Below are 22,640 nucleotides of genomic sequence, written 5' to 3'. Positions count from 1 at the left end.
ATAAACCGGGCTTGCACTCTTTCGATTGACCGCGCGCCGCTCTTAGCGCAGACCCTCATTGACTTTTTGCGCTATTGCTGCCGCCAAACTGTTTCCTTCCTCCGCCAAGGAAGACGAGACAACCAGCAAATCTCGTTTGTTTTCCTCTGATTTTAAGCTTACAGCATTGATGCGCACATTATAAAGGGCCCCGTCTAACCCGGCCTTGAACATAAGGGCTGCCACACCCATATCGCTTAAGGCATTGGGATTGGCGTCTGTCAGAAGCTTGGGAACTTCGCGCAACCCTTCAAGGCAAAGCCTAGCCGTCTGCAAAGGGATTTCCGCAGCTTTGAAGGTGGCATTTTCCATCGCTTCACGCCGCCCTGCCTTCTCTTCATCCGTAGTTTTCGGCAAGCTTAAAGCATCCATCACAGCCTTGAACCCTTGGGTATCTTCATCGACGAGGGACAGCAGCCGCTCCCCTTTTTCTTCCGCAGTATCGAGCAGAGCACGCATCTGTCCTTCAACCGCCGCATATTTTTCTCGTCCGAGCGTAAGGCGGCAAACCATCGCGATCAGGGCAAACCCCTGACTCCCGGCATAGGCCGCCACGCTTCCTCCTCCCGGAGCCGGGGACAAGGATGCTACTTCCTCAACGAAACCTTCTAAAGTCAGATCGATCAAGTTCATTATACTACCACCTCGGTTATAACATTTTTTGTATTGTGTTCGATAATGCCAATATTTCTGCATCCACTAATCAACAAAAACTTTGGTAATACTTAACTTTTCTACATCCACCAACCCCAGGTCGGTGATCTTCAATTCCGGAATAACCGGCAAGGACATAAAAGCTAAGGTCATGAACGGGTCGATATCAGGGGACATCCCCAAGGCATGACCCTGAGCATGTAAATGGGACAACTGCTCGGCCACTTCTTCCGGGGATTTGTCCGTCATAAGGCCGGCAAGCGGTAAGGGCAGCTTGCCGATAACTTTCTCGCCCTCGATTAAGCATAACCCCCCACCCATCTTAACCACAGTCCTGATCGCAAGATCCATTTCTTGATCGCTCATCCCCGCGACCACAAGATTATGAGAATCATGGGCAACCGTTGAAGCCACCGCCCCCTTCTTGAGACCCAAGCCCTTAATAAAGCCTACCCCAACCCCACCGGTCGCGTGGTGCCGTTCCAGAACAGCTATTTTGGCAATATCCTGCTCAGGGTCCGGCTCGATGCAGCCGTTTACAAGCGGAAGCTCTGCAACTAGGGCGGAGGTAACAAGAGAATGTTCTTGAACCCCAATCACGCGCACTTTGCTCCTCGCTTGACCCTGGGTGAAGCCCTTAGTTTCAGCGGGTCCGGGAGGAACCTTTACCTCTAGCTTTACTTGATCCCATTTTCCTATGTTAACACTTTCCGTGAGACCCTGAGTGCTTGCATGCAAAAACGATGGTCTTTTCCCCTTGCTGCTCATTTTTTGCCCGTGCCAGTAAACATCTTCGATTTGAAAACTTTCAAGATCGCTAAGAATAAGGAAATCCGCCTGGTAACCGGGGGCTACAGCTCCGAGACGGGAAAGTCCTAAGGCGTGGGCCGCATTGATCGTACCCATTTGTACTGCCCTTACTGGCGGCTGCCCGGCCTTGATTGCCAGACGCACCAGGTGATCAATGCTCCCTTCGTTTAAGAGGTCAGCGGGATGGCGGTCATCTGTCACAAACAAGCACCGGTGGGCATTGCCGTTGTTCACTGCAGGCAGTAAATCCAGAAGGTTCTTGGCGGCACTTCCTTCCCGGAGCATCAGATTAAATCCGCGCCGCAAACGCTCCCTGGCTTCAGCGGGGGTCGTACACTCATGCTCCGTACGAATTCCCGCCACAAAGTACGCATTAAGATCCTCACCTGAAATTCCCGGCGCATGCCCGTCTTTCAGGTGTAAGGGAAGTTCCAGTTTGGCCACCATGTCAGCCTTGCCCTCGATCACACTCTGGTAATCCATTACCTCCCCTAAGCCAATAACTTGCGGATGCCCGACAAACTCCCGCAGTTCTTCAGCGCCAAGCCGGGCTCCGGATGTTTCGAGTTCTGTTGCCGGCACACAGGACGGGAGCACCACAAAAGCATTAAAAGGAAGGGGCTTAAGACTGTCAAGCATATACCTTATCCCCTTTACCCCGAGGACATTGGCAATTTCATGCGGATCAACCACAGCACTGGTGACTCCGTGAGCAAGCAAAAGGGAACAGAGCTCTTCCGGACAAAGCTGGGAACTCTCGATATGCACATGCCCATCAATAAGCCCGGGCACTACATACTTTCCATCAACGTCAAGCTCATGCACAGCCTTTGTATATGACCCAATTCCTACAAATTGTCCGTTATGGATGCCGATATCAGTGCTATGAACCTCGCCTGAGAATACATTAACCAGCCGGGCCCGCCGTAACACTAAATCGACCTCGGCCAAACCACGGGCTTGATCCATTCTCTCTTTCCATCCAGACATCTGTCCCCACCCCTCATCATACACGAAACTTCTTCACAGGGGAACTGCCCAGCCCACACCTGAACGCGTTAGTCCGGCTTTATCAAGCAAGCCCTACTCTTTGCAGCACTCGTTTCAAGCTGCGGGTAGAGCTTTGTTTAAGGCGGGCAATATCTATTGTTGGCAAGTTGCGGTCTTGCATCACAATTTGCCCGTCCACCATGGTCAGTGTCACATCTGATGACCGAGCTTGATATACCAGTTGGGAATATACGTCAACGTTTTCCTGGGGCCAAGTATGAAGCCCTCCTAGGTTGACAACTGCTAAGTCTGCTTTCTTGCCCACTTCAAGGCTGCCTAGATCATGTTCATGCCCGATGGCTTTCGCTCCTCCCAGAGTGGCCAATTCAAAAACCTGTTTGGCCGGCATCGCCGTCGGGCCGTGTAAAGGCTTCTGGATTAAAGCCGCATGCCGCATCTCCACGAAAGCGTCCAGATTATTGTTGCAGGGTGCACCGTCCGCTCCTAAAGAAACTTGGGCCCCCCTGCTTATAAGTTCAGGAATTGAGGCAATCCCTGACGCAAGCTTCAAGTTTGATGAAGGGCAGTGAGCAACTCTGGTCTGGCTTTGGACCAGAATTTCCTTTTCCCGGTCATCTAGCCAAATACAATGCGCTAAAATCAGGTTGGGGCCGGTCAGACCTACTTTTTCCAAGAACACCACATTGCGCAAGTTGCGGGTTCGCTCGACCACTTCGATTTCTCCCCGGTTCTCCGAGGCGTGAGTATGCACAAAAGCTCCTTTGTCTTTGGCTAAACGCGCCACCTCCTTTAACAGAGGATCCGTACAGGAAATAACAAAACGAGGGGTAAAGGCAACTTCCAGGCGGCCATTCCCCTTGCCGTGATATTTATCAAATAGGTCCACGCTTTCCTGCAAAGAGGCGTCTGTTGATTCCTGCAGGCTTTTAGGAATGTCGTCATCATATGCGTCCATCATGCACTTGCCGGAAATTGCCCTGATTCCGCTGTCAAGGATGGCCTGAAAGGCGTGTTCCGTGTGATGGACAGTTTCCATATCGACGATTGTGGTGGTCCCGCCCAGGAAGAGCTCTCCGATTCCCAACAGGGCTGAATCGTATAAAGATTCCGGGTCATGTCCCCCTTCCAGAGGCCATATTTTTAACTTCAGCCAATCCAACAGTTCAAGATCGTCAGCCTGGCCGCGGAATAAGGTCTGGCATAGGTGAATATGAGTCTGAATCAAACCGGGAATAAGCAAGTCCCCGTTGAGCTCGATTACTTTAGCAGCAGGGTCGTTTACATTCCCGATGGCGGCAATACCCGAACCGTCTACCAGCAAATTCCCTTTGATCACGTCACGCTGGGCATTCATCGTGACCATGGTTGCATTCTTAAAAAGTGTGCGCATAGGCAAAACTCCCCTCCTTGAAAGATAGGCAGGCAGTTGAATACCGCCGCTTGCCCGTTGCGGACAAGCGGCAATGGCTAAAGTCTTCTGTTTGGATTAATAAACAGCGTTATGCCCCTGACGACAGGATGAAGTGCAAAATGAAGAGAACCGTTAAAGTATAGGTTACGGGATTATTCTCTTTATGACGCCCGGTAACAAGTTTAATAATCGTATAGGACATAAAACCGAAGGCTAAACCTTGAGCGATCGAGAAAGTAAGCGGCATCATCACAATGGTCATGAAAGCCGGAAAAGCTTCAGTAAAGTCGTCAAACTTGATCTGGACAATTTCGCTCATCATCAAAACGCCTACCAGGATCAGAACGGGTGCAGTGGCTTGACCCGGAATCAGCCCGACCAAAGGAGCAAAGACAATCGAGACACCGAAGAGCACTGCAACAGTCACAGCAGTTAAACCTGTTCTTCCTCCTTCAGCCACACCGGAGGCACTTTCAATATAGGAAGTAACAGTAGGAGTTCCCATTACAGAACCGAACATTGTACCAATCGAATCACTCATTAAAGCTTTGCCGGCACGGGGTAAGTTGCCCTTTTCATCCAACAATCCCGCTTTGCGTGAGACCCCGAGCAAAGTCCCGATATTATCAAATAGATCGACAAAGGTAAAGGCGAAAAGGATTGAGATCAGGCCGTAGTTCAACGCTCCCAAAATGTCAAGTTGCATGAATGTCGGCGCGACCGCAGCGATCGGATTAGTGGGAGCAATGATACTGGAGATTCCGGTAGGCGCCGGGGAGACTTTGGCGATCATGCTAACAATAGTCGTTGCAAAAATCCCAATTAAGAGGCCGCCTTTAACTTTCTTGGCCATCAGCGCACCAGTGACGATCAGGCCGAATACCGCCACCAGCACTCCCGGATCTTTCATATTGCCCAGCATAACAAAGGTATCTTTGTTTCCAACAACGATCCCGGCATTTTTTAAGCCGATGAAGGCAATAAAGAGACCAATGCCGACGCCGATGGATAATCTGAGTGCCTGAGGTACGCCCTCAATGATCCATTCCCGGACCTTAGTTACGGTCAACAAGAAGAACACAACCCCGGAAATAAATACCGCCCCCAAGGCTGTTTGCCAAGGAAGGCCCATTCCAAGCACAACAGCGTAAGTGAAGAAAGCGTTTAAGCCCATCCCGGGAGCAAGCGCAATTGGATAGTTGGCATAAAGACCCATAATTAAGGTAGCCACAGCCGCAGATATGGCCGTGGCCGCAAACGTCGCCGTCACAGGCATCCCGGCGTCCTTTAAGATCATGGGATTAACAAAAAGGATATAGGCCATCGTCAAAAACGTAGTGACGCCGGCTAAGATTTCCTTGCGAACATTAGTCTTGTATTCGCTCAGATGAAAGATTCGTTCTAACAGTCCGTTAGAACCTTGAACTGTTGGCATGCACAACCCTCCCTAAGTTTTCTACTCTCTGAACTTTTGAGAAACAACACTGAATTTTTTTGACCCAGGTCACCTCCTTTCTCCTTCAAGTTCTTTCTCTGCCAGGGCAGCCAGGATTTTTTCCGGGGTAGCCGGCAAAGAAGTGATCCGCACCCCTACGGCATCATCGATGGCATTAATAACCGCGGCGGCCACAGGCAGCATTGCAGGCTCTCCCAGCCCTTTGGCCCCATACGGGCCGCTGCTCTCTGCCTCTTCGACAATGATGCTCTCTATTTCAGGCACATCCAAGGCCGTAGGAATTAAATAACTGGACAAAGCCGGGTTTTGAATTTTCCCTTCCTTAAGCTCTACCTGTTCGAGCAGAGCGTACCCAAGCCCTTGGGCGATCCCTCCGGCAATTTGTCCCTCCACCTGAGTAGGGTTCATAGCTTTACCCACATCGTGGGCCGCCACTATCCTTATGATGCGCACGATACCCGTCTCTGTATCCACTTCCACTTCTGCTACTTGACAGCCAAAAGCATAAGGCCAATACGGAGCACCCTGGCCGCTTTCCATATCTACCGGAGTAGTACGGGCCGTGAAACTATCAGCACTGATGAAGCGCTCCCCGTTCAAGCGGGCTTGGCTGACCATATCCCTCAGCGACATTGTGCGCGATGGATCTCCCTTAACCCCGATATAGCCGTCCCTCAGTTCAATCCCTTGGGGCGTGGTACAGGAAAAAGCGCGGGCTGCGTAGTCCAGTAATTTGCTTTTAGCTTGACGTACAGCTCTAAGCACGGCATTGCCTGTGTTGTAAGTCTGCCTCGTGGCCGCAGTTGTGCCTGAGTCCGGCGCTACATCTGTATCTCCAGTCACGACAGTTATATCTTCAGGTTGTATCCCTAATTCTTCAGCGACAATCTGAGCATAGACAGAACTGCTCCCCTGCCCCACATCAATAGCTCCGGTTAGGACAGTTGCCGAACCGTCTTCATGAATTTCAATGAAAGCGCTTGAAACATCAGGAAAGCCATTGCCGTACCCCGTACCGTACCAGGTGCAGCTTAAGCCTACTCCGCGTTTCTTCATTTTTGCCCCTCCTTGTCTGCCAGATAAGGGAGCACTGCCTTCAGACAGACTTCCATCCCCACGCTTTCCGTCAAGACCTGGCCCGTAGCGGTCGTGCTGCCGATCTTAAAGAGGTTGCGCAACCGTATTTCGACAGGAGATATTCCCAATTTCTTGGCTAGCAGATCCATTTGACTTTCATAAGCCAGAACCGGCTGGGCGGCACCAAAACCGCGCATGGCACCGGTATAGGGATTATTGGTATAAACAGCGTAACTGTCCACTTTAACGTTTGGAACCGTATAAGGTCCGGTCGCATGAACCGCGGCTTTGCGCAAAATATTCGGGCTCCAGGAAGTGTAGGCCCCTGCATCCCCTATTATTTTCGCTTCGAGGGCCAGCAAGCGTCCATCTTTGGCAGCTCCCGTTTTGAAGTACATCTTCATGGGATGGCGTTTGGAATGCGAGTAAAACGACTCCTCCCGCGTGTTCTCAAGCTTAACAGGGCGCAGGGTTTTCCAGGCCATGAGCGCTGCTATAATTTGCAGGGAAAGGTCTTCCCTGCCCCCAAATGCTCCGCCTACTGCCGTGGTTTTAACTTGAACCCGGTTGTTTTTAAGCCCGAGAGCATGAGCAATTTCTCCCCTGTCATAATGTGCATACTGGGTGGCAACCCGGACTACTACATGTCCCCGTTCATCAACATGCGCCAGAACCGCTTCCGGTTGCAGGAAGGCATGATCTACCATTTGCGTGCTGTACTCTCTTTCCACCACTACTTCAGCCAGCGCCCAGCCCTCATCCATATTACCGCGTCTGACCGGTAGATGGTAAAGAATGTTGGTATTAGGATAAAGTTCAGGATGCAAAGGCAGGGAAGATCCTCTCATACTCTCTTCCGGGTCGAAAACTCCGGGCAATATTTCATAATCTATCTCAACCAATTCAGCCGCTTTACGGGCAAGTTTTATGCTTTCCGCTCCGATGGCCACAACCGGGTCGCCGACCATCCGCACACGTTCCCCGGCCAGTACCGGTTGATCCCGAAACAGCACCCCATGGGCATTAGAAGCCACATCGGCAGCCGTCAGAATCGACACCACTCCCGAAATTCTGGCTTTTTCCACGTTAATCCCGCGGATGCGGGCATGAGCATGAGGGCTGCGCACTACCACCCCATAAAGCTGGCCTGGCAAATTTACATCAGCCGGATATTTAGCCTGGCCAAACACCTTGCCCCAGGCATCTTCCCGGATACTACGGGTACCCACAACCTCTGTTTTCATTCCGCCACCTCCTTTGAGGCTTTCCGGACAGCTCGCAGAATTTTATCGTAGCCCGTGCAGCGGCAAAGGTTGCCGGACATGCCCACGGCGATCTCGGCATCAGTGGGGTTGGAATTCTCATCGAGGAGTGCTTTGGCCGCGAGAACCATGCCCGGTGTGCAGAACCCGCATTGTACCGCTCCTTCTTCCACCAGGGCTTTTTGCACCGGATGGGGTGAACGCCTGTTGCCCACACCCTCAATCGTGGTAATACTGCGGCCATCCGCCTGGCCTGCCAATACCAAGCAAGAGTTGACCGTCTTGCCATCCATAATTACGGTACAGACACCGCATTCCCCTTCCCCGCAGCCCTCTTTCGTCCCCATAAGCCCCAGCCGGTTGCGCAACACATCCAGCAGGCGTTCATCCTCTGCTACTTCCAATAGGTAATCTTTGTCATTGACCGTAATTTTAATCTCCACCGATCTTCCCTCCTCCCAGGGCAAAGTCCAACGCCTGACGCATTACACCGCCAACAGCCACACGCTTATAAGGAGCTGAAGCCCTTGAACCTAAAGATTCCGCGACCACAGTCTGCGAGCCTTTGACCGCATCTTCCAACCACGAATCGTTCATTTCGCGTCCACTTAAACTCTGGGCCAGAGCCTCACTTAGAAAAGCCCGTTTGCCCACCGCGCCAAAAGCTACCCGCACTGCCACAGCAACTTTGTCTTTGCGCTTAACGGCAATCGCTGCGCTTAGGCGGGCGATCGCCAAGGCTTGACGGCGGGCAAGCTTGGCAAACCCGCTGTCCCAGCCATGAAGGGGGATGACAAATCTTTTGATCAGAGTTCCAGACTCAAGAAGTTGGCTCCGTGCCAGCAGGGCAGCGAGGGGCAGCTTTTCTTCTCCCTTGGCCGATACCAACTGAACCTCAGCCCCTAGAGCCAAAAGAGGAGGCAATCCGTCTGCGGCCGCGGAACAGTTGCCTAAGTTGCCGCCAAGTGTTGCCTGGTGCCTGATCTGAGGCGACCCCATAGTTTGGCAAGCTTGCCACAAAGCAAAAGCTTGCTCCCAGATCAACTCGCTACGCCCCAAATCAGCAAACGTAGCCATGCTTCCAATCTCCAAGCACCCTTCAAACTGCCGGATTCCCTGAAGTTCCGGAATTCTCCCCAGATCAATCAAGCCATTAGGCTTAACTATCCCGTCTTTCATGTGCAAGCTAAGATCAGTTCCCCCGGCTAAGAAAAACATGCCGGGGTTTTGGGCCAGCTTAAGCGCTTCTTCAGTGCTCTGGGGCCGGAAATAGTTCATCATTACACCTCCGTATCCCAAAATCATGTACTACAAATAAAAAACCGAACCACCGCAACTGACCTGAGAGTAAACACAAAGTAAACTCTCATAGTCAGATGATTTGCGGTCATCCGGTAGAAACTCTTGGCCCAATTACCAAGTATATATGAGGTAATGATTAAAGTATTTAATTAAACCACTTTTTCGCCAGTCCTCATATGATCTTTTTATCTTACTAATAACTTTTATGCATATAGACTCTGTATATTCTTTAGATTCGACCTCCGCTAGAAAATTCCTTCTAAAGTCTTCAGAAAATTTTTTATAACCCAAACCAAACTTGGCAACGCGTATTACTAGCACATAAGTATTGACAAACCAATTTAGATTTCATATAATAATTTTTGTTACGCGGTCGTGGCGGAACTGGCAGACGCGCTAGATTCAGGTTCTAGTGCTCGCAAGGGCATGGAGGTTCAAGTCCTCTCGACCGCACCACTGATAAATAAAGGCCTTCGGGCCTTTTTTGTTTTGGGTTGTTAACTATGAAAATCAAAAATAGTCAACAAAACTTTTTCTTCTAAACCTAAACACAACGGACTGCTATAATTATTTAAGCTAGTCCGTTCGTGAATAGGATTTTAATTAAGAGCAGTTCCAGAGCTTTAGTAAAATAATGGATTTTGGTATATTTTTTGGAAATATTAGGTCTCATCTAATATTGGGAGGTAAAAGGTTAAGCTTTTGAGTTTAACCGAAATTTCATGGATATGATATTACGCGGTGGGTTAGCAGGTATGATTGGATACACAGCCTGTGGCTTATCTAATTTGGTTTTTTATGGGTTAGGAATCTTGCCCTCTACCGGGGTCCATTATAATGCTGTATTTTTGACAGCTCCAAATACTCCAATAACCAGTTTTACCTTACTAATAGGGGTAATTGCCTGTTTAATGGTTACAGGTCCCTTTGTCGGTGTTATTATAGCCTACTTATTATCGCTGACGGGCTACGACTATGCATGGCTAAAAGGTTACGGTGTAGCCACGGTGCTTTGGCCTGTACATGTAGCCATAATTCCAAATCTGATGGCCCTACATTTATACTCAACTTTACCGCCTATAATGGTTTTTTGAAGCTGTTTTCGGCATTGTTAGGGCTTTAACGCTGCAATTTTGGCAAAAAAGAAAACCCCTAAAGGCGATACCACATGGTAACTAATGTCTTAATTTCCGGTTCAATAGCCGGATTAATAGCTATCGCCTTTGGTACTATACTAGATTACTATTTATTTCGAATAGGCATAATGGATAATAATATTTCAGTGTATGTTTCAGCCATTTTACTACGAAAAGAATTCTCAGGTGACAGAACATCAAAATACATCGGCCTAATTGGTCACCTTATTATGAGCATTCTTTTTGGAATAATTATTTCATTAACACTTTACCTTACTGGTTATCGCTATTCATATTTTAAGGGTATATTTATTGGTGGTGTTTTTTGGCTTATCCTTCATCAGGCTTTAACCGAAAAATTCTGGGTTCCAATAGAATATAATATATCTTCTAAAGGAGTACTGTGGCAATTTATTATTCACCTTTTTGAAGGATTCGTTACAGTATTTTTCATAAAATTAATTTAGTCATTTAGATTAATATCCTCTTTCGCACTTGGTATCCATGACCTAATATTTATTGCCTTAAAGAGAGAGCGACGCTGGGGCTGCGCCCTATCCGTCGCTCTCTCTTATTTTATATATACATTTTCTTGTTCATTATCCTGTTCCAAATAAGTCTTATACTCTTGCCTTTCCCGGATTTTCTGCCATAATATCACAGCAGCTATTACGCCAAAAACAATAAGAAATATTACTAACCCTATCTTGAAAAGTGGCAGTAGCATTGACTTATAAAACATAGCTGTAGTATTAAACACGGGAAACAGCTCCTTTCTCTTGCATGAATTTAGTGGACCCCATGCCTTGGAGGAAGGCTGGGAGTTTGACGTACTCATGTGTTTCATAGACATTTTTATATTTGTTGATGAATGGCACGATGCGAAATCCTTCCGGTTCGCCCAATACTCCGCCATAAGACCTTACGAAGAAGAAGCCAAGTCTTTTCCAGCTTTTACAGACATGGGTATGAAAAGTTAATTCTCTGAGGACGGTATCAACCCGTTTGTGGCTTTGGGCTGTCCAGAGCACTTTTAAGCCGGATTTCCTTACTTGGGCTCGTTTCCAAAGAAGTGCACCCGGGACCTTGGCCCAGACCCTTGCTTGTATCCAAAGGTTTACTTCGTCCAGGATGACCAGGCCATTTTCCGCGTTCACGAGGTCTTCCCAATCATCCATGACGTAGATTGGCCCGTTGCCTGGTAAGTTTAGCTCGATGTTTGTGTAGACCGGCATCATGGGGAATCTCTCTCTAAGAATGTAGGCATCGGCGCCCATGGTATAGGACTTGCCGGAGCCAGGGAGGCCGAGATAGCCTTCCACGCTGCACTGCAGGTAGAAACCGGCTGCCGTTTTTTCTTTGCCTTGAGCAAACTGAGCCAGGTCCATTTGGATTTCTCGCTGATTAGCTTAAACATTATGGTTTCACCAGCCTCCATATCCAGATCACGCCGCGGATCGTCATCATAGTTAACTCGAAAGATACTACTATGCCCAGTACTGTGATTAGTGCCGATATTTCTACGAAGTAATTGACCCCGGCAATGGCTCCAACGAATTGTTCCAATGCACTGAGGTCTAAGCTGCTGTTGGGGAACAAGTTAACGAGCCAGGTTAAGATGGCGAGGACAGCCGTGATTATTGCATCAGTTATCATCGGTCGCCACCCCCGCCTGTCAGACTGCGGTATTGTTTGTACCCGAAGATCAGAAGGGATGCCCATATCAGGAATGTCGTGACCGGCCGGATTTTGTCCACCCTGCCTACTGTGATCGGGAACTCCATTATATTGCCTATAATGGGGAGCTTTAAGGCTGGGGGAGCATTGGACTGCATGCCGCTAACTATTCGTTGCAACATGCTAAAGCTTTGGCCGACCCAGGCAAAGGGAGCATGCTGCATTAAGGGATTATGTATTGAACAACTGGTTCGACACATATTAACTCAAGTTTTTGTTTTTTAACCGTAATTCATGCCCGAACAACATGTCCAGCCGAGGCATAATAAAAGACCCCACGAGTGAGGTCTAGCCATTATGTATACGTTCAATTTGACTAACTAAATAATTAAAATCCAGTTCATACATACGCCCAATAAAGTCTTCATTCCTTATCACAGCTCGCAATTGTCGTCTTGTCAGGTGGATTAATCTTAGGCCCTGCACCCATGAAGGTTTCGGCAATCCAGACTTACGCCAGTTAAGAATTGGTATTTTAAATTGGTCAAAGTATTTTGGCGGATCGTCTGGCGGTACCGATGTAGTTGCCACTAGCAACAACAAATCTTGTTCATCTTCGTCCACTATAATCGTCGGTCTAACTTTGGATTCACCGGGAAGATCCTGATATCCAACATCAAGCCAAAAAATCTCGCCTACAGCAAACTCGTACATCGTTGATTTATTATTCCCCTTCAACAATGTAACGATGATCCTTGTTATCTTTGTCAAATAATAACTTCTTATCCTTGATTTCTGTTGGTCGAACCGTTATTTCCTGAATCTTTTTGGGGGTCAAGGATAATTTCTTATAGCCTTGTTCTTTGGCAACAGCGCTCAGATCTTCCCCCTCCTTAATCTTTATATCTTCATCCTTGTCCATATCATACCACCTTCTAAACATTCCTTCAATGAGTAGTATGCCCATAATTACCCACTTAGAAGATGCATAAATGAACTGGAATTGAGTTCCTGATGTTGCGATTACTGCTTGCTGAGAAACTCAATACTACTAGACCAGCCCTAGTTATTCTAGTGCATTTTCTTTTTACGTGAAAATCCTGCCCAACAAAATGCCCAACAGATTCTCAAAAACGTTCTAAACAACGTCTTGATATTTTTTAACGTTGCATATCGCGCAACATCCCCCTCTTAAATTAAGGCTTTTAGAATCGACATTTCCCTAGATCCGACTTTTTTATTGCGATACTCATCGTTCCCGGATTCAGGTTCTAGTGCTCGCAAGGGCATGGAGGTTCAAGTCCTCTCGACCGCACCATAAGCTGATTAACGTGATTTCCGTAAGGGAGTCGCGTTTTTTGCTTTACCTACATTTTGAATAAAAACCACCTGCAGGTCTGTATCTCAAACTTTAGCTCAAAAGGCTTTAACTGTCCACCTATTTCGCTCTGGCAACGATAAATTTTCATTCTGTTTCCTGCCAGCTTTTCTTCAGTAATATGACACACCTGTTCTACTTTAATAACCTCTCCATCAACGCGGAATCGAATGGGCCGGGGCAGCCCATCGCAATTAAACCAGGCTATCATTTCGATGGGCTTCATTATTATTTTCATCGAAATCACCTCACAACAGGCTTGTCATCATCGGGTATTCTTCATTTTCCATCACTCCGCCAGTTAGAGCGTGAAGGCCGGAGCGGAGAAATGACGAGCGGTAAATTGTCTGCGAACCATACTTGGCCCGGATGGCATCTACCGCCCGATCCAGCTTGCGCTGCTTTTCGTAGCTTTTCGCAAACAGAGAGGTTTGCACAAAATCGTTTTGGCATAGCTCTGTGACCCGGAGTCCCATATGTCTTAAGGGATGGCTTTGCCACATCTCGTTAAAAAGCCCGCAGGCAATTTCCCATATCTCTTCCGTGCAATCCGTAGGGTTCCAGAGCTTACGCTGATGAGAGCAGTCATAAAACTCGTTGGTTCGGCAGCTTACCGAAACCACTCTTCCCAGCACCTCAGCCTGCCGCAGACGGGTGCTTACCGTTTCGGCCAGGGATAAAAGCACGAGATGAGCGGTTTCCTTATCCTCTAAGTCGAAGGGAATCGTAGTGGAGTTTCCCATGCCTTTAATTTCGATAGCATCGTTTGGATGAACCGGGGAGTAGTCGATCCCGTTAGCATAGTTCCAAATGAGCACGCCATGACTCTTGAGAAACGGCTTCAACCACTCGAGATTGAAATTGGCCAGCTCGCCAATTGTTTGTATCCCTCTGGAACGCAGCTTCTTTGAAGTCGCCCGGCCTACCATAAACAACTCTTCAATCGGAAGCGGCCACATCTTCAGAGGGATTTCCTCCGGAAAGATTGTATGCACCCTATCCGGCTTTTTTAGCTCAGAAGCCATTTTGGCCAGAAGCTTATTCACGGAAATACCGACATTAACGGTGAAGCCCAGTTCCTTTTTAATTCTGTCTTTCATTGCATACGCCGTAGCCACCGGATTATCTGAAATAAGCCCCATGCCGGAGAAGTCCATAAAGCACTCATCTACGGAAAACCGCTGAACCAACGGGCTGTATTCCCGCAGGATCGCCACCATGGCGTCGCTGCATTGTCTATACAGCCTATAGTTTGGAGAAATAACAATAAGTCCGGGACACTTCATTTTGGCGGAAAACAGGGTCTCACCCGTTTCAATTTTGTACTTTTTAGCCGGGATAGATTTTGCCAGCACAATGCCATGCCGTGAAGCGGGATCGCCGCCAACTACCGACGGAACGGTTCTAAGATCAAGCGGATCACCCTGCTGAAGCCTATATACGGCTTCCCATGAAAGATAGGCCGAATTGGCGTCAACATGAAATATATACCGCTGTGCATTCATTTCTTTTCACCACCGGAATTAGTATGCTTCAATTCTATCAGAACATACGTTCTATGTAAATGGAACATATTGTCGTTTACGTTTGTGCAAATTCATTAGCAACTCGTCACCCCTGTCTAGTATTGTACATAAATTGGACCAGGAGGTGATTTTGTGTATACTTCAGACTATCATGTTCACTCTTATGGAACCCGCACATCCTGCGTCAACGGGCATGTCCACTGCATGGAAGGTGTTACAGGAAATACGGTTCCGTACGGAAGCTCACATGTCCATTACTACCGTGGCGTTACTACCTTTGATTATGGCCATGTTCACTGCTACTCCGGGGTAACCGGACCGGCAATCTATCTACCTGGAGGCGGCCATACCCATTCTTATTGTGGTACTACTACTTTCGATGATCGCCATGCGCACTTATATCAAGGGCAAACATCCAAGGCAGAATTTGCACATCTATTTAATAAAGCCTATAACTAAAAAACCCGGCCTAGCGCCGGGTAACTCCTTATATTCGAACCTGACTCTCTATTCCATTAAACATTTGTTTTCTTCTCCAGCACCGACTTAGGATTAGCGATTCAATGCGTTATTGGTCGGGGCTATCTGGATCACCGGTTGACTCTGATGACCCGCCTGCCGGTCTTGTTTAATAACGACCAAGGTCGCCGCACAGGCAAAGTAAACATTGAGAATGGTTAACACCGGGTCAATCAACGGATTGATGGCCAGCAATAGAATAATCGCAGCCCCAGCCGGTAAATTCAGAGGGGTCAGCACGATGGAAATCATAGACAGAGCGACCACAGCGGGGGCCCCTGCTCCGGCCAAGGCTGCCAGAATGGAACCGCCAAAAATCAGGAGCAATTGCTGGATGCCTATGGGATAGTGATATAACTGCAGCATAAACAAACTGCCGACGCTAAACACCAGCACCATGCTATAACGGCAAATGACAATACTTAACGGTACAATGAGGTTAACCATATCCTGTGACAGCCGGAAACGCTCCCGCAAAGTATCCAGTACAGTTGGCATTGCAGCAAAGCTATTGCTCGTGCCAAAGGCAATCACAATGGGATCGCGCAAGGCACTTAAAACGGAAAAAAAGTTTTTCTTAGCCACAAATGATATTATCAAAGTACCCACTAATACTAAAAATATGACAGACAAATAGATGAGCATGACAAATTTAGTCATCGCCAGGACAACACCCAATCCGGAGAGGGCAATTTCCGCGGCAATCACACAGAACAAACCAAACGGCAGCAGGTACATAGCCATCGCGATCGCTTTTGTAAATGCCTTAAAGGCGACTTCTGTCAAATTGAGAAATTGAATACGCTCTCCAGATGGGACTAAACCCACTGTAATTCCGAAAACAATCGCAAAGAAAAGCACTTGCAGAGTTTTGCCGTCACTGAGGGCTGTAAAAACATTAGCAGGTATCAGCATGTTTAAAAAACCAGTCAAATTCTGCGTCTGCGGTGCGGTTTGCACGGTCTGGGAACTCTGACTTTGATCTTCGCCATTCATCAGCACATTGCCAAGCGCATTGCGCGTGGTCTGATTCAACCCCTGACCGGGATTACCCGTTATGCCGGCGACCAGCCCTACCAAGGATGTCAAGGCCAGACCAAACACAAACACGATGACAATTCTTTTTAGATACGCGGCAGCTTCCCGGGAGGATAAAAGTCGTCCGACGCTGGTTATGACTGCAGTTCCCATAATCGGTATCACCATCATACTCAGAAAAGACAGATAGAGTTGCCCGAACGCACCTAAGGCTAGCGCAGTGTTTTTAGCAAATAATCCGGTGCCTGCCCCAGCCAGGATTGAGCCCAAAAGTACCCAGGGATTACGCAGCCAGTCTTTGAAACGGGCCTTTAGCACGGCTGTCATCTCAGTTACCTCCTTGGTACCTTTTTACCATCTGATCTATCTCCATTTTTCCTTGCATCTGATCGAGATAGAGGTTTAGCCACTGCAGGAGATGTCCGTTATCCGGAGCTACGGCAATGGCAATGGGGTCCCGGCGGTCCGTGAGCACAAACAGTTGTAGGTTGATCGCGGCATCCGGATGCTTGTGCAGGTAACTCTTCAATTCGTTATCATCGTAATATGCCGCTAAAACCTCCCCTTGATTCGCCGCTTGCATGATCCCGTCCGCCCCGTCGACTTGGATAATCCCGGCATCCGGAAACGTCTGCCGGGCATAATCGACGTAGGAAGTTGCGGTGCGCACCGCTATATTATCCGTGGTGCCAAGGATCAGCTGTAAAGGATCTTTGTCCGGATGCTGGGACTGCAAGGCGGCCAATTTCAGGCGGTTGACCAGGAGGGCTTGCTGAAAAACCACATAAGGACAGGTAAAACTAACGCGCTGAGCCCGGTTTAAGGTTACGCTCAATTTGGAAACGGCAACATCCGCTTGACCGGCAGCCACTTGATCGATCACCCCGTCAAATGAATCTGACGAACGGAGAAACTCTGCTTTTACACCGAGCCAGCGAGCAATATCGGTCGCTAGACTGACATCAATTCCCGTCAATCGACCCGTTTGGTCTTTGTAAAAAAATGGAGGACGGTCTTCTCTGTACAAGGCGACGATCAGTTTCCCCCGCGTCTTGATTGCGGCAATATCCGGAGTTAATGGCACGGAACCCTGATATTGAGCCACGGCAAGATTGGTGGCGTCCTCAGCATCATTCACGGAAACCGTATTAACCATTGCAGAGGTTGTGTCGACCGTGGTGGATTGAACTGTGCTTTCTTGTTTTTGGCAAGCGGTTACCATCAATAATAAGAGGACAACGCTAAATCCTAATAGCGTATTTCTGAAGTTTTTCCTCATTTTTTCCTTCCCCTTACGTTACTAAAAACCGTCCCGGCTTGCTACCAAAACATAGGGATCGGGTTGAGCTCATCTTCAGTATGGGGTCTTTGCAGCCAGCCCATCTTCACGGGCACGTCGTACAAACGGCCCGGGGCCAAACGCGCCCAAAAGTGTCTTAAGCCGGGTACTATGACCTTAACCACGGGCATGCCGATGTCCGGGCGGGTTTGGTCCAAGACCAGCATCTCCATACTCTGTTCCTCCACAATTCCCCGGCAATATTCAATGTCGATGAGTATATCCTGGTGAAAGGGCTGCCGATAGTCCGTGAGTTGTTTGACGGGTACTGTGGGATCCGGAGTCAGGTAAGGTTGGTTGACCAGGGTAGCCTCCTTCAGCCACTTTAGAGTAACTGCGTCCTCCAGTGGGGCCCGTCCGCTAATGGCCAAATCAAGAATGGAAAGAGACTGGTTCATTTCCGTTATAGCCCTAGACAAAGCGATTTTAGGATCAAGGTGCGTGCCAAAGCCAAATATTAGCTGGCTCCCCGTACCGCCGGTTCGGCAACTGACAGCTGCGAAAGTTGGAATGCCCAGGTCAGAGGTGAGGTCGATCGCCCATATCTTCCGCTCCATCCGGTTGTATTCTTCCTTAAGCTCCTTATAATAAGGCTCGCCGAAGCTTCCCATGTCCACTCCGGGACGTTGCAGCCGGTTGTACCACCACAGGCCAACAGCGTCACGCTCCACCAGCTCGAAAAATCCATGCAGCACGGCCTCCTCCAGGGTGTTGCCGGAGGCGTTGCCGTTAGAGTCGCCAAGGGCAAAGCGGGCGTAAGGATAATTAAAATAGCAGTACTCGGTAGGCAAGTAGCGAAAGCACCGGTGCGTCAGCGACCAGACCGGGGTCCAGTCAATCACGGCCTCCTCGTCAAAGGGTTTTGGCACATAATAGAAGTTTATCTCCTGGCGGTTGATTTCTTGGCGCTGCTCGTACTGGCGAGGGCTAAAGTGCTGGCAGGCGTCCAAGTGGATGGCTTCCTCACCAAGCTGGCGAAAGCTAGCCCGGCGCACGGGCTCGTCGCCCCGGAAAACCCCCGAGCTGCGCTCCAAGGCCTCGCATAGGGCGCTTGCTTTGGCTTGAGCGTCGGTCATACCTTTACCTGCGCTGTTGGAGCGCAGGCTGGCTTTTAGCTTTTTAAGGTTATAGCGACCATGGTACAGGGCCGTGTTTTCGCCGGCAAAGTAAAGGTGAACCTGGCTATCCTCCGGTCTCATGCGTGTGACTTGACTTACCAGACCGGTCAAAGGGTCGACCAGGTGGGCATATTTTTTATAAGTTTCGGCCGGTCGCAGCACCCGGTGACCGCCTTCAGCCACAAATGTTTTCAAGCAGCTCTTCAGTTGCAGGGGACGGGCTTCAACCAGGTTGGCATTCCCGCAGGACGGGCACTGGGGCAGGCGCTGGACGGGATGGGTTTGAATTGTAAACTTGCTGAAATCTAAAGTGATTAGGTTGTTAAACAGCACTGAGTTTTCCTTCCTAACAATCCACTTAACTAACTCCAAGGCAGCCAGGTTTAGGGCCGCCTGTTCCCCGGCGGGCATGCCCCCCCCGGCCGCGGGAATAACAGTCAGCCTTCCCTCCATCCTCTCCACCGCTTGCTCCACCTTGAGATTGGCCTTCATACGGGCGGCCAGGCACTCCCAACAGGCGGTTTTCCCCGGCTCAAACAGGGGACCCACCATGGCCTCCACGCCTGTGGGCTTTACGATTAGCCACGGGATGCCCTTCGCTTGGGATTCCCTGTTAAGACTGGCTAGCTCCTCGCTCAGATAATCATCAGTCAGCACTACCCACACGCTGCCCTCGGTAGCTACAGTCACACCCATTGATTCAAGAATGTTTGTATACGGGGCTGGGGACAGTCCGCCAAGAGTGCGAACCTCTACCTTTACCGCGGCTAGTTTTGCCCCAGCTTGAGCTGGAATGATTCCTAGCGCGCTCCAGAACGCTGCCTGTGCTGGCTCGAGGGAATCAGACTCCTCCGTGATGTACCCCTTCTTTTCCAGTTCGGTCAAGGCATCCCACACTGCGGATTCCGTGAGTACTCCATCAAGGGCCCTGACAATATCGTCAAGAGTATTTTTTCCATTCAGCAAAGGGGCCAAGGCGACATAGGTCTTGCCTTTGAGCACAAAGTGCTGTTGACTGGATAGTAAAAATACGGCCCTTTCCTCTGCTACTACATCCACCCGAAAATGATGTTTGAATCTTGGTCTTATCCAGAACATCAGCATACTACTCCTTTTTTCTATTGCCATCCCGTTTGGGAAGGCTGCCATGCACTGCACGCGAAAGATCCGGAGGAGGGGAAAATGCCCCCTCCCCCGGATCTAGGTCACTGTGGTCCAACCTCAATCGATGTCTAGATGACCGTGTATACAGAGAAGTCCTCCTGCCACTGAGTCCAAGGTCTCGTCGGAAAGTTCGTCACTTTGGGTGGGCAGGACAAGATAAAGCGTGTTGGCAGGTTGCTCGATCACCTTAACTTCCATGGCAGCAGGCAGCTTGGCGCCACCTTTCAGTTTGCCCATTTCTTTTTCCACGACCGCTTTAGGGTTGGCGAGCAGTTCCTGGCGGAAGCTCTCATCTTTGAGAGCCCTTGTGATCAGTCCATCATTGAACTCTTGCCAGCCGGGCAGTTTTGAATTTTGGTTACTCATTTTGTTTGCCTCCCTTTTATTTAATAAAATTTTTTTATTGAAAACGTATTTGTTAACAAACACGCATTTCACTTTTTTCTTTCTACTGGTTAATACGTCTTGGGCTTCACTTCATTACACACCCCAAAAAAATTTTTCATTCTAACGATGTAAGGACCGGGCATGCCCGCACTCCGGACAACGTTCCTCTTGGAAGCTGGAAGCAGCACGATTACAACCACATATGGCACAGCCGGCGGCTGACGGACCGGCAACTCCACCCACCACCTCGCTCAGATTGAGTTCATCCAACTCTTGGTCCGTTCCATTCCACCCCGGGTCCAGTTCTTCACCGAAGTTCCCACCCCTATCTGCAGCTGAGTCGGCATCTTCTCGGCTCATCTTAGCCAATAACTTGCTCAATAATTTCGCGCGCACTTGACTCTCCGGTTCAAAATCCGTTGTAAGGCATAGTTTTGCTGCTAGTAAGGCTGGTTCCAGTTGCCTGGGATAATTTTGCCTGAATGACTTTTTCCCTCTCCCCATCAGGACGTTAAGTTCCCGCTCAAACTGCTCAGCCCAGCTATGTTCATCCATGCTTTTCCCTCCACGGGGCCAAACGCTCGGCCAAACGGCGGGTGGCGCGATAGATAATTACGGCCACATTCGTTTCGTTCAATCCCGCTATGACAGCAATTTGTTTATTGCTCAAGCAGGCCCAGTACTTCAGACCGAGCAGGTCCTGTTCCCTTTGTGATAGACTTTTAATGGCCTCCAGCAACTCCGCCTGCGTTTCCCGTTCGATCACGCGGTCTGCGGGATCAGCTGTCGAACATCCGATCTCCCGGATGGCATCCAAATTGATAGAGGGATGCCTTTTTTGCTGGCGAAAGTAATCGGCAACAGTGTTCCGGACGATGCTCCACAGCCATCCCGCAAACTGGCCGAGTTCGGGATGGTAGGTAGACAGCTTGACCAGGACCCGTTCAAAAACCTTGCTGGTCAGGTCATCCGCAATGTCAGGCTTTTGCACCCGGCAGCGTATGTAATTATAGACGCGGCCAAAGTATAGGTTATACAAACGGGTGAAGGCCTCGGGATCGTTGCAGGCCTGTGCCACTAATTGTGGATCATCGACATTCTCCGTCCACAACGACAATTGCCGCACCTCCTATTCGTTAATACGTCCTAGGTCAATTTTCATTACACTTTAATGCGCCCCATCGAGGTAAACAAACGATTGGTTCTGTACTTGTTTCAAAACAACCAGATTGCCTTTTTCCTCTCCGGATTGGTCAAAACTATGCCGGCCGAGTACTCCGGACCAGTCGCGCAGAGCATGGAGCTGGGCAGCGATTTTCGCCGGCTCAGTAGATTCTGCCCTGCTGATCGCTGCAGCCAATAAATTAACGGCATCGTAGCCTGTGGCCGCCCATTGACCGGGTATGCTGCCGTATTTTGCCTGGTAAGCCTGTTCGAATTTGCTGACTTCCGGCCGACCGTCCTGTGGATTAAAGAACGACCCCACCACGGTTCCTTCCGCTGCCTGGCCGGCTGATTTGATCAGGTTGGGGGAATCTAGGGCATTGCCGGCTAAGAAAGGTACATTGATTCCCACCTGGCGGGCATCGGCCATAAACTGGCCGCCGTCCGGCAAAGAATTAGCCACAAATACCCCATCATAGTCCATAGCCTGCCATTTTTTAGCTAAGTCGGCCAACTGCTTAAGTTGTCCGTAATAGGAGATGCGATCGACAATCGTCAAGCCGGCTTCCGTGGCACTATCCTCAAAAGCGTTGGCTAAGCCACGGCCATAGGCATCCCCGGAATAGTAAATGGCTATCCGTTTATGCCCTTGCTGACGGGCGTAATCAGCCAGGCGGCGAGCTATTTCCGCATCACTGGGGATGCTCCGGAATACATATTGAAATCCTTGTTCAGTGAGTTCAGGTGCCGTTGATCCCGGAGTTAACATGACCAGACCGGCCTCCTCATAAATCGCAGAGGCCGGCAGGGAAACAAACGAATTACGGTCACCGATCACGGCGACTACGTTTTTATTTTCGGAGAAGGCCTGAGCCACTGCTTCCCCTTTGGTGACTGAACCTTCGTCATCCTGAGGCAGGATGCGCAAGTGGCGTCCAGCGATCCCACCGCTATTGTTAATCTCGCTGACGGCCAGTTCCACCCCTTGGGAGAGCCCGCCATCATTGCCGGCCAGCGGCCAAGCCAGTCCGATCAGAATATCCCCTTGCCCTTGGGCTGCAGCATTAGCCCTTAATTCTGCCAAGGCCATCTGACTGGCACAACCGGTGACCAAGCTTACGAGGATCAGAGTCGACGCCATGATCAAAATCAGTTTCTTCTTCATCATCGAG

24 protein-coding genes, 1 tRNA gene and 1 riboswitch are annotated in these 22,640 nt (G+C 49.4%); of the genes, 3 read left to right on the top strand and 22 right to left on the bottom strand.

The annotated features are described in order from the left end of the window. Positions 1-42 precede the first annotated feature (42 nt). The 8 genes from ACYQ2N_RS19710 to ACYQ2N_RS19675 form a co-directional block, all read right to left on the bottom strand. Positions 43-672 (bottom strand): cyclodeaminase/cyclohydrolase family protein, encoded by a 630-nt coding sequence (locus ACYQ2N_RS19710; RefSeq protein WP_460001120.1) that lies wholly within the window; start codon positions 670-672, stop codon positions 43-45. A 66-nt stretch (positions 673-738) separates the two neighbouring features. Next, positions 739-2,493 carry an adenine deaminase gene (ade, locus tag ACYQ2N_RS19705; protein ID WP_460001119.1) on the bottom strand — a complete coding sequence of 585 codons (1,755 nt, stop codon included), beginning with the start codon at positions 2,491-2,493 and terminating at the stop codon, positions 739-741. A gap of 82 nt (positions 2,494-2,575) precedes the next feature. Continuing rightward, complete coding sequence (locus ACYQ2N_RS19700; protein ID WP_460001118.1) at positions 2,576-3,904, bottom strand: 5'-deoxyadenosine deaminase; 1,329 nt, start codon at positions 3,902-3,904, stop codon at positions 2,576-2,578. A 109-nt stretch (positions 3,905-4,013) separates the two neighbouring features. Continuing rightward, positions 4,014-5,360: an NCS2 family permease gene (locus tag ACYQ2N_RS19695; RefSeq protein ID WP_460001117.1), complete on the bottom strand. Its 1,347-nt coding sequence runs from the start codon at positions 5,358-5,360 to the stop codon at positions 4,014-4,016. A 69-nt stretch (positions 5,361-5,429) separates the two neighbouring features. Then, the gene (locus ACYQ2N_RS19690; RefSeq protein WP_460001116.1) at positions 5,430-6,437 is read right to left on the bottom strand and encodes a xanthine dehydrogenase family protein molybdopterin-binding subunit; all 1,008 of its coding nucleotides are present in this window, start codon (positions 6,435-6,437) and stop codon (positions 5,430-5,432) included. After that, the gene (locus ACYQ2N_RS19685; protein WP_460001115.1) at positions 6,434-7,702 is read right to left on the bottom strand and encodes a xanthine dehydrogenase family protein molybdopterin-binding subunit; all 1,269 of its coding nucleotides are present in this window, start codon (positions 7,700-7,702) and stop codon (positions 6,434-6,436) included. Before ACYQ2N_RS19685 ends, ACYQ2N_RS19690 begins: the two co-directional genes overlap by 4 nt. Then, positions 7,699-8,163 carry a (2Fe-2S)-binding protein gene (locus ACYQ2N_RS19680; RefSeq protein ID WP_460001114.1) on the bottom strand — a complete coding sequence of 155 codons (465 nt, stop codon included), beginning with the start codon at positions 8,161-8,163 and terminating at the stop codon, positions 7,699-7,701. Before ACYQ2N_RS19680 ends, ACYQ2N_RS19685 begins: the two co-directional genes overlap by 4 nt. Then, complete coding sequence (locus ACYQ2N_RS19675; RefSeq protein WP_460001113.1) at positions 8,153-8,998, bottom strand: FAD binding domain-containing protein; 846 nt, start codon at positions 8,996-8,998, stop codon at positions 8,153-8,155. The genes ACYQ2N_RS19680 and ACYQ2N_RS19675 overlap by 11 nt, the downstream gene beginning before the upstream one ends. 71 nt (positions 8,999-9,069) lie before the next feature. Then, positions 9,070-9,170, bottom strand: a riboswitch (purine riboswitch). Between the two features lie 221 nt (positions 9,171-9,391). Here ACYQ2N_RS19675 and ACYQ2N_RS19670 point away from each other — a divergent pair. Continuing rightward, a tRNA-Leu gene (locus ACYQ2N_RS19670) sits at positions 9,392-9,478 on the top strand. A 712-nt stretch (positions 9,479-10,190) separates the two neighbouring features. Next, positions 10,191-10,625 carry a hypothetical protein gene (locus tag ACYQ2N_RS19665; RefSeq protein ID WP_460001112.1) on the top strand — a complete coding sequence of 145 codons (435 nt, stop codon included), beginning with the start codon at positions 10,191-10,193 and terminating at the stop codon, positions 10,623-10,625. A 104-nt stretch (positions 10,626-10,729) separates the two neighbouring features. Here ACYQ2N_RS19665 and ACYQ2N_RS19660 read toward each other — a convergent pair whose 3' ends face one another. The 7 genes from ACYQ2N_RS19660 to ACYQ2N_RS19630 form a co-directional block, all read right to left on the bottom strand. Continuing rightward, positions 10,730-10,918 (bottom strand): hypothetical protein, encoded by a 189-nt coding sequence (locus ACYQ2N_RS19660; RefSeq protein ID WP_460001111.1) that lies wholly within the window; start codon positions 10,916-10,918, stop codon positions 10,730-10,732. Next, complete coding sequence (locus ACYQ2N_RS19655) at positions 10,911-11,546, bottom strand: hypothetical protein (RefSeq protein ID WP_460001110.1); 636 nt, start codon at positions 11,544-11,546, stop codon at positions 10,911-10,913. Before ACYQ2N_RS19655 ends, ACYQ2N_RS19660 begins: the two co-directional genes overlap by 8 nt. Before the next feature lie 28 nt (positions 11,547-11,574). Next, positions 11,575-11,814 carry a hypothetical protein gene (locus tag ACYQ2N_RS19650; RefSeq protein WP_460001109.1) on the bottom strand — a complete coding sequence of 80 codons (240 nt, stop codon included), beginning with the start codon at positions 11,812-11,814 and terminating at the stop codon, positions 11,575-11,577. Between the two features lie 369 nt (positions 11,815-12,183). After that, positions 12,184-12,549 (bottom strand): hypothetical protein, encoded by a 366-nt coding sequence (locus ACYQ2N_RS19645; RefSeq protein ID WP_460001107.1) that lies wholly within the window; start codon positions 12,547-12,549, stop codon positions 12,184-12,186. Between the two features lie 10 nt (positions 12,550-12,559). Next, entirely contained in the window at positions 12,560-12,757 is a 198-nt protein-coding gene (locus tag ACYQ2N_RS19640) for a hypothetical protein (RefSeq protein WP_460001106.1), read from the bottom strand. A 445-nt stretch (positions 12,758-13,202) separates the two neighbouring features. Continuing rightward, entirely contained in the window at positions 13,203-13,451 is a 249-nt protein-coding gene (locus ACYQ2N_RS19635; protein WP_460001105.1) for a hypothetical protein, read from the bottom strand. A gap of 10 nt (positions 13,452-13,461) precedes the next feature. Beyond that, a complete protein-coding gene (locus ACYQ2N_RS19630) occupies positions 13,462-14,718 on the bottom strand; it encodes a Y-family DNA polymerase (protein ID WP_460001104.1) in 1,257 nt (418 codons plus the stop codon). Between the two features lie 153 nt (positions 14,719-14,871). Between ACYQ2N_RS19630 and ACYQ2N_RS19625 the strand changes: the two genes are divergently transcribed. Next, positions 14,872-15,198, top strand: coding sequence for a YmaF family protein (locus ACYQ2N_RS19625; RefSeq protein WP_460001103.1), 327 nt, complete (start codon positions 14,872-14,874; stop codon positions 15,196-15,198). A gap of 93 nt (positions 15,199-15,291) precedes the next feature. Here ACYQ2N_RS19625 and ACYQ2N_RS19620 read toward each other — a convergent pair whose 3' ends face one another. The 7 genes from ACYQ2N_RS19620 to ACYQ2N_RS19590 all read right to left on the bottom strand — a co-directional run bounded on the left by ACYQ2N_RS19620 (position 15,292) and on the right by ACYQ2N_RS19590 (position 22,636). Continuing rightward, a complete protein-coding gene (locus tag ACYQ2N_RS19620) occupies positions 15,292-16,623 on the bottom strand; it encodes a dicarboxylate/amino acid:cation symporter (protein ID WP_460001102.1) in 1,332 nt (443 codons plus the stop codon). 1 nt (position 16,624) lies between these two features. Next, positions 16,625-17,575 carry a substrate-binding periplasmic protein gene (locus ACYQ2N_RS19615; RefSeq protein WP_460001101.1) on the bottom strand — a complete coding sequence of 317 codons (951 nt, stop codon included), beginning with the start codon at positions 17,573-17,575 and terminating at the stop codon, positions 16,625-16,627. Positions 17,576-17,616: 41 nt separating this feature from the next. After that, entirely contained in the window at positions 17,617-19,851 is a 2,235-nt protein-coding gene (locus tag ACYQ2N_RS19610) for a TOMM precursor leader peptide-binding protein (RefSeq protein ID WP_460001100.1), read from the bottom strand. A 123-nt stretch (positions 19,852-19,974) separates the two neighbouring features. Continuing rightward, entirely contained in the window at positions 19,975-20,283 is a 309-nt protein-coding gene (locus tag ACYQ2N_RS19605; RefSeq protein WP_460001099.1) for an NHLP leader peptide family RiPP precursor, read from the bottom strand. A 141-nt stretch (positions 20,284-20,424) separates the two neighbouring features. After that, positions 20,425-20,859 carry a hypothetical protein gene (locus tag ACYQ2N_RS19600; protein ID WP_460001098.1) on the bottom strand — a complete coding sequence of 145 codons (435 nt, stop codon included), beginning with the start codon at positions 20,857-20,859 and terminating at the stop codon, positions 20,425-20,427. Beyond that, positions 20,852-21,421 (bottom strand): sigma-70 family RNA polymerase sigma factor, encoded by a 570-nt coding sequence (locus tag ACYQ2N_RS19595; RefSeq protein ID WP_460001097.1) that lies wholly within the window; start codon positions 21,419-21,421, stop codon positions 20,852-20,854. Before ACYQ2N_RS19595 ends, ACYQ2N_RS19600 begins: the two co-directional genes overlap by 8 nt. 51 nt (positions 21,422-21,472) lie before the next feature. After that, positions 21,473-22,636: an ABC transporter substrate-binding protein gene (locus tag ACYQ2N_RS19590; protein WP_460001096.1), complete on the bottom strand. Its 1,164-nt coding sequence runs from the start codon at positions 22,634-22,636 to the stop codon at positions 21,473-21,475. Between the last annotated feature and the right edge of the window lie 4 nt (positions 22,637-22,640).

The organism is Paradesulfitobacterium aromaticivorans, assembly GCF_054657415.1.
Note: the sequence above shows the minus strand (reverse complement) of the source record. Positions and strands in the feature narration are given on the sequence as shown.

Coding starts and splice junctions, on each gene's coding strand:
- ACYQ2N_RS19710 (WP_460001120.1), bottom strand. CDS start 672: ATGAACTTGATCGATCTGACTTTAGAAGGTTTCGTTGAGGAAGTAGCA.
- ade (WP_460001119.1), bottom strand. CDS start 2,493: ATGTCTGGATGGAAAGAGAGAATGGATCAAGCCCGTGGTTTGGCCGAG.
- ACYQ2N_RS19700 (WP_460001118.1), bottom strand. CDS start 3,904: ATGCGCACACTTTTTAAGAATGCAACCATGGTCACGATGAATGCCCAG.
- ACYQ2N_RS19695 (WP_460001117.1), bottom strand. CDS start 5,360: ATGCCAACAGTTCAAGGTTCTAACGGACTGTTAGAACGAATCTTTCAT.
- ACYQ2N_RS19690 (WP_460001116.1), bottom strand. CDS start 6,437: ATGAAGAAACGCGGAGTAGGCTTAAGCTGCACCTGGTACGGTACGGGG.
- ACYQ2N_RS19685 (WP_460001115.1), bottom strand. CDS start 7,702: ATGAAAACAGAGGTTGTGGGTACCCGTAGTATCCGGGAAGATGCCTGG.
- ACYQ2N_RS19675 (WP_460001113.1), bottom strand. CDS start 8,998: ATGAACTATTTCCGGCCCCAGAGCACTGAAGAAGCGCTTAAGCTGGCC.
- ACYQ2N_RS19665 (WP_460001112.1), top strand. CDS start 10,191: ATGGTAACTAATGTCTTAATTTCCGGTTCAATAGCCGGATTAATAGCT.
- ACYQ2N_RS19655 (WP_460001110.1), bottom strand. CDS start 11,546: ATGGACCTGGCTCAGTTTGCTCAAGGCAAAGAAAAAACGGCAGCCGGT.
- ACYQ2N_RS19650 (WP_460001109.1), bottom strand. CDS start 11,814: ATGATAACTGATGCAATAATCACGGCTGTCCTCGCCATCTTAACCTGG.
- ACYQ2N_RS19645 (WP_460001107.1), bottom strand. CDS start 12,549: ATGTACGAGTTTGCTGTAGGCGAGATTTTTTGGCTTGATGTTGGATAT.
- ACYQ2N_RS19640 (WP_460001106.1), bottom strand. CDS start 12,757: ATGGACAAGGATGAAGATATAAAGATTAAGGAGGGGGAAGATCTGAGC.
- ACYQ2N_RS19635 (WP_460001105.1), bottom strand. CDS start 13,451: ATGAAAATAATAATGAAGCCCATCGAAATGATAGCCTGGTTTAATTGC.
- ACYQ2N_RS19630 (WP_460001104.1), bottom strand. CDS start 14,718: ATGAATGCACAGCGGTATATATTTCATGTTGACGCCAATTCGGCCTAT.
- ACYQ2N_RS19620 (WP_460001102.1), bottom strand. CDS start 16,623: ATGACAGCCGTGCTAAAGGCCCGTTTCAAAGACTGGCTGCGTAATCCC.
- ACYQ2N_RS19615 (WP_460001101.1), bottom strand. CDS start 17,575: ATGAGGAAAAACTTCAGAAATACGCTATTAGGATTTAGCGTTGTCCTC.
- ACYQ2N_RS19610 (WP_460001100.1), bottom strand. CDS start 19,851: ATGTTCTGGATAAGACCAAGATTCAAACATCATTTTCGGGTGGATGTA.
- ACYQ2N_RS19605 (WP_460001099.1), bottom strand. CDS start 20,283: ATGAGTAACCAAAATTCAAAACTGCCCGGCTGGCAAGAGTTCAATGAT.
- ACYQ2N_RS19600 (WP_460001098.1), bottom strand. CDS start 20,859: ATGGATGAACATAGCTGGGCTGAGCAGTTTGAGCGGGAACTTAACGTC.
- ACYQ2N_RS19590 (WP_460001096.1), bottom strand. CDS start 22,636: ATGATGAAGAAGAAACTGATTTTGATCATGGCGTCGACTCTGATCCTC.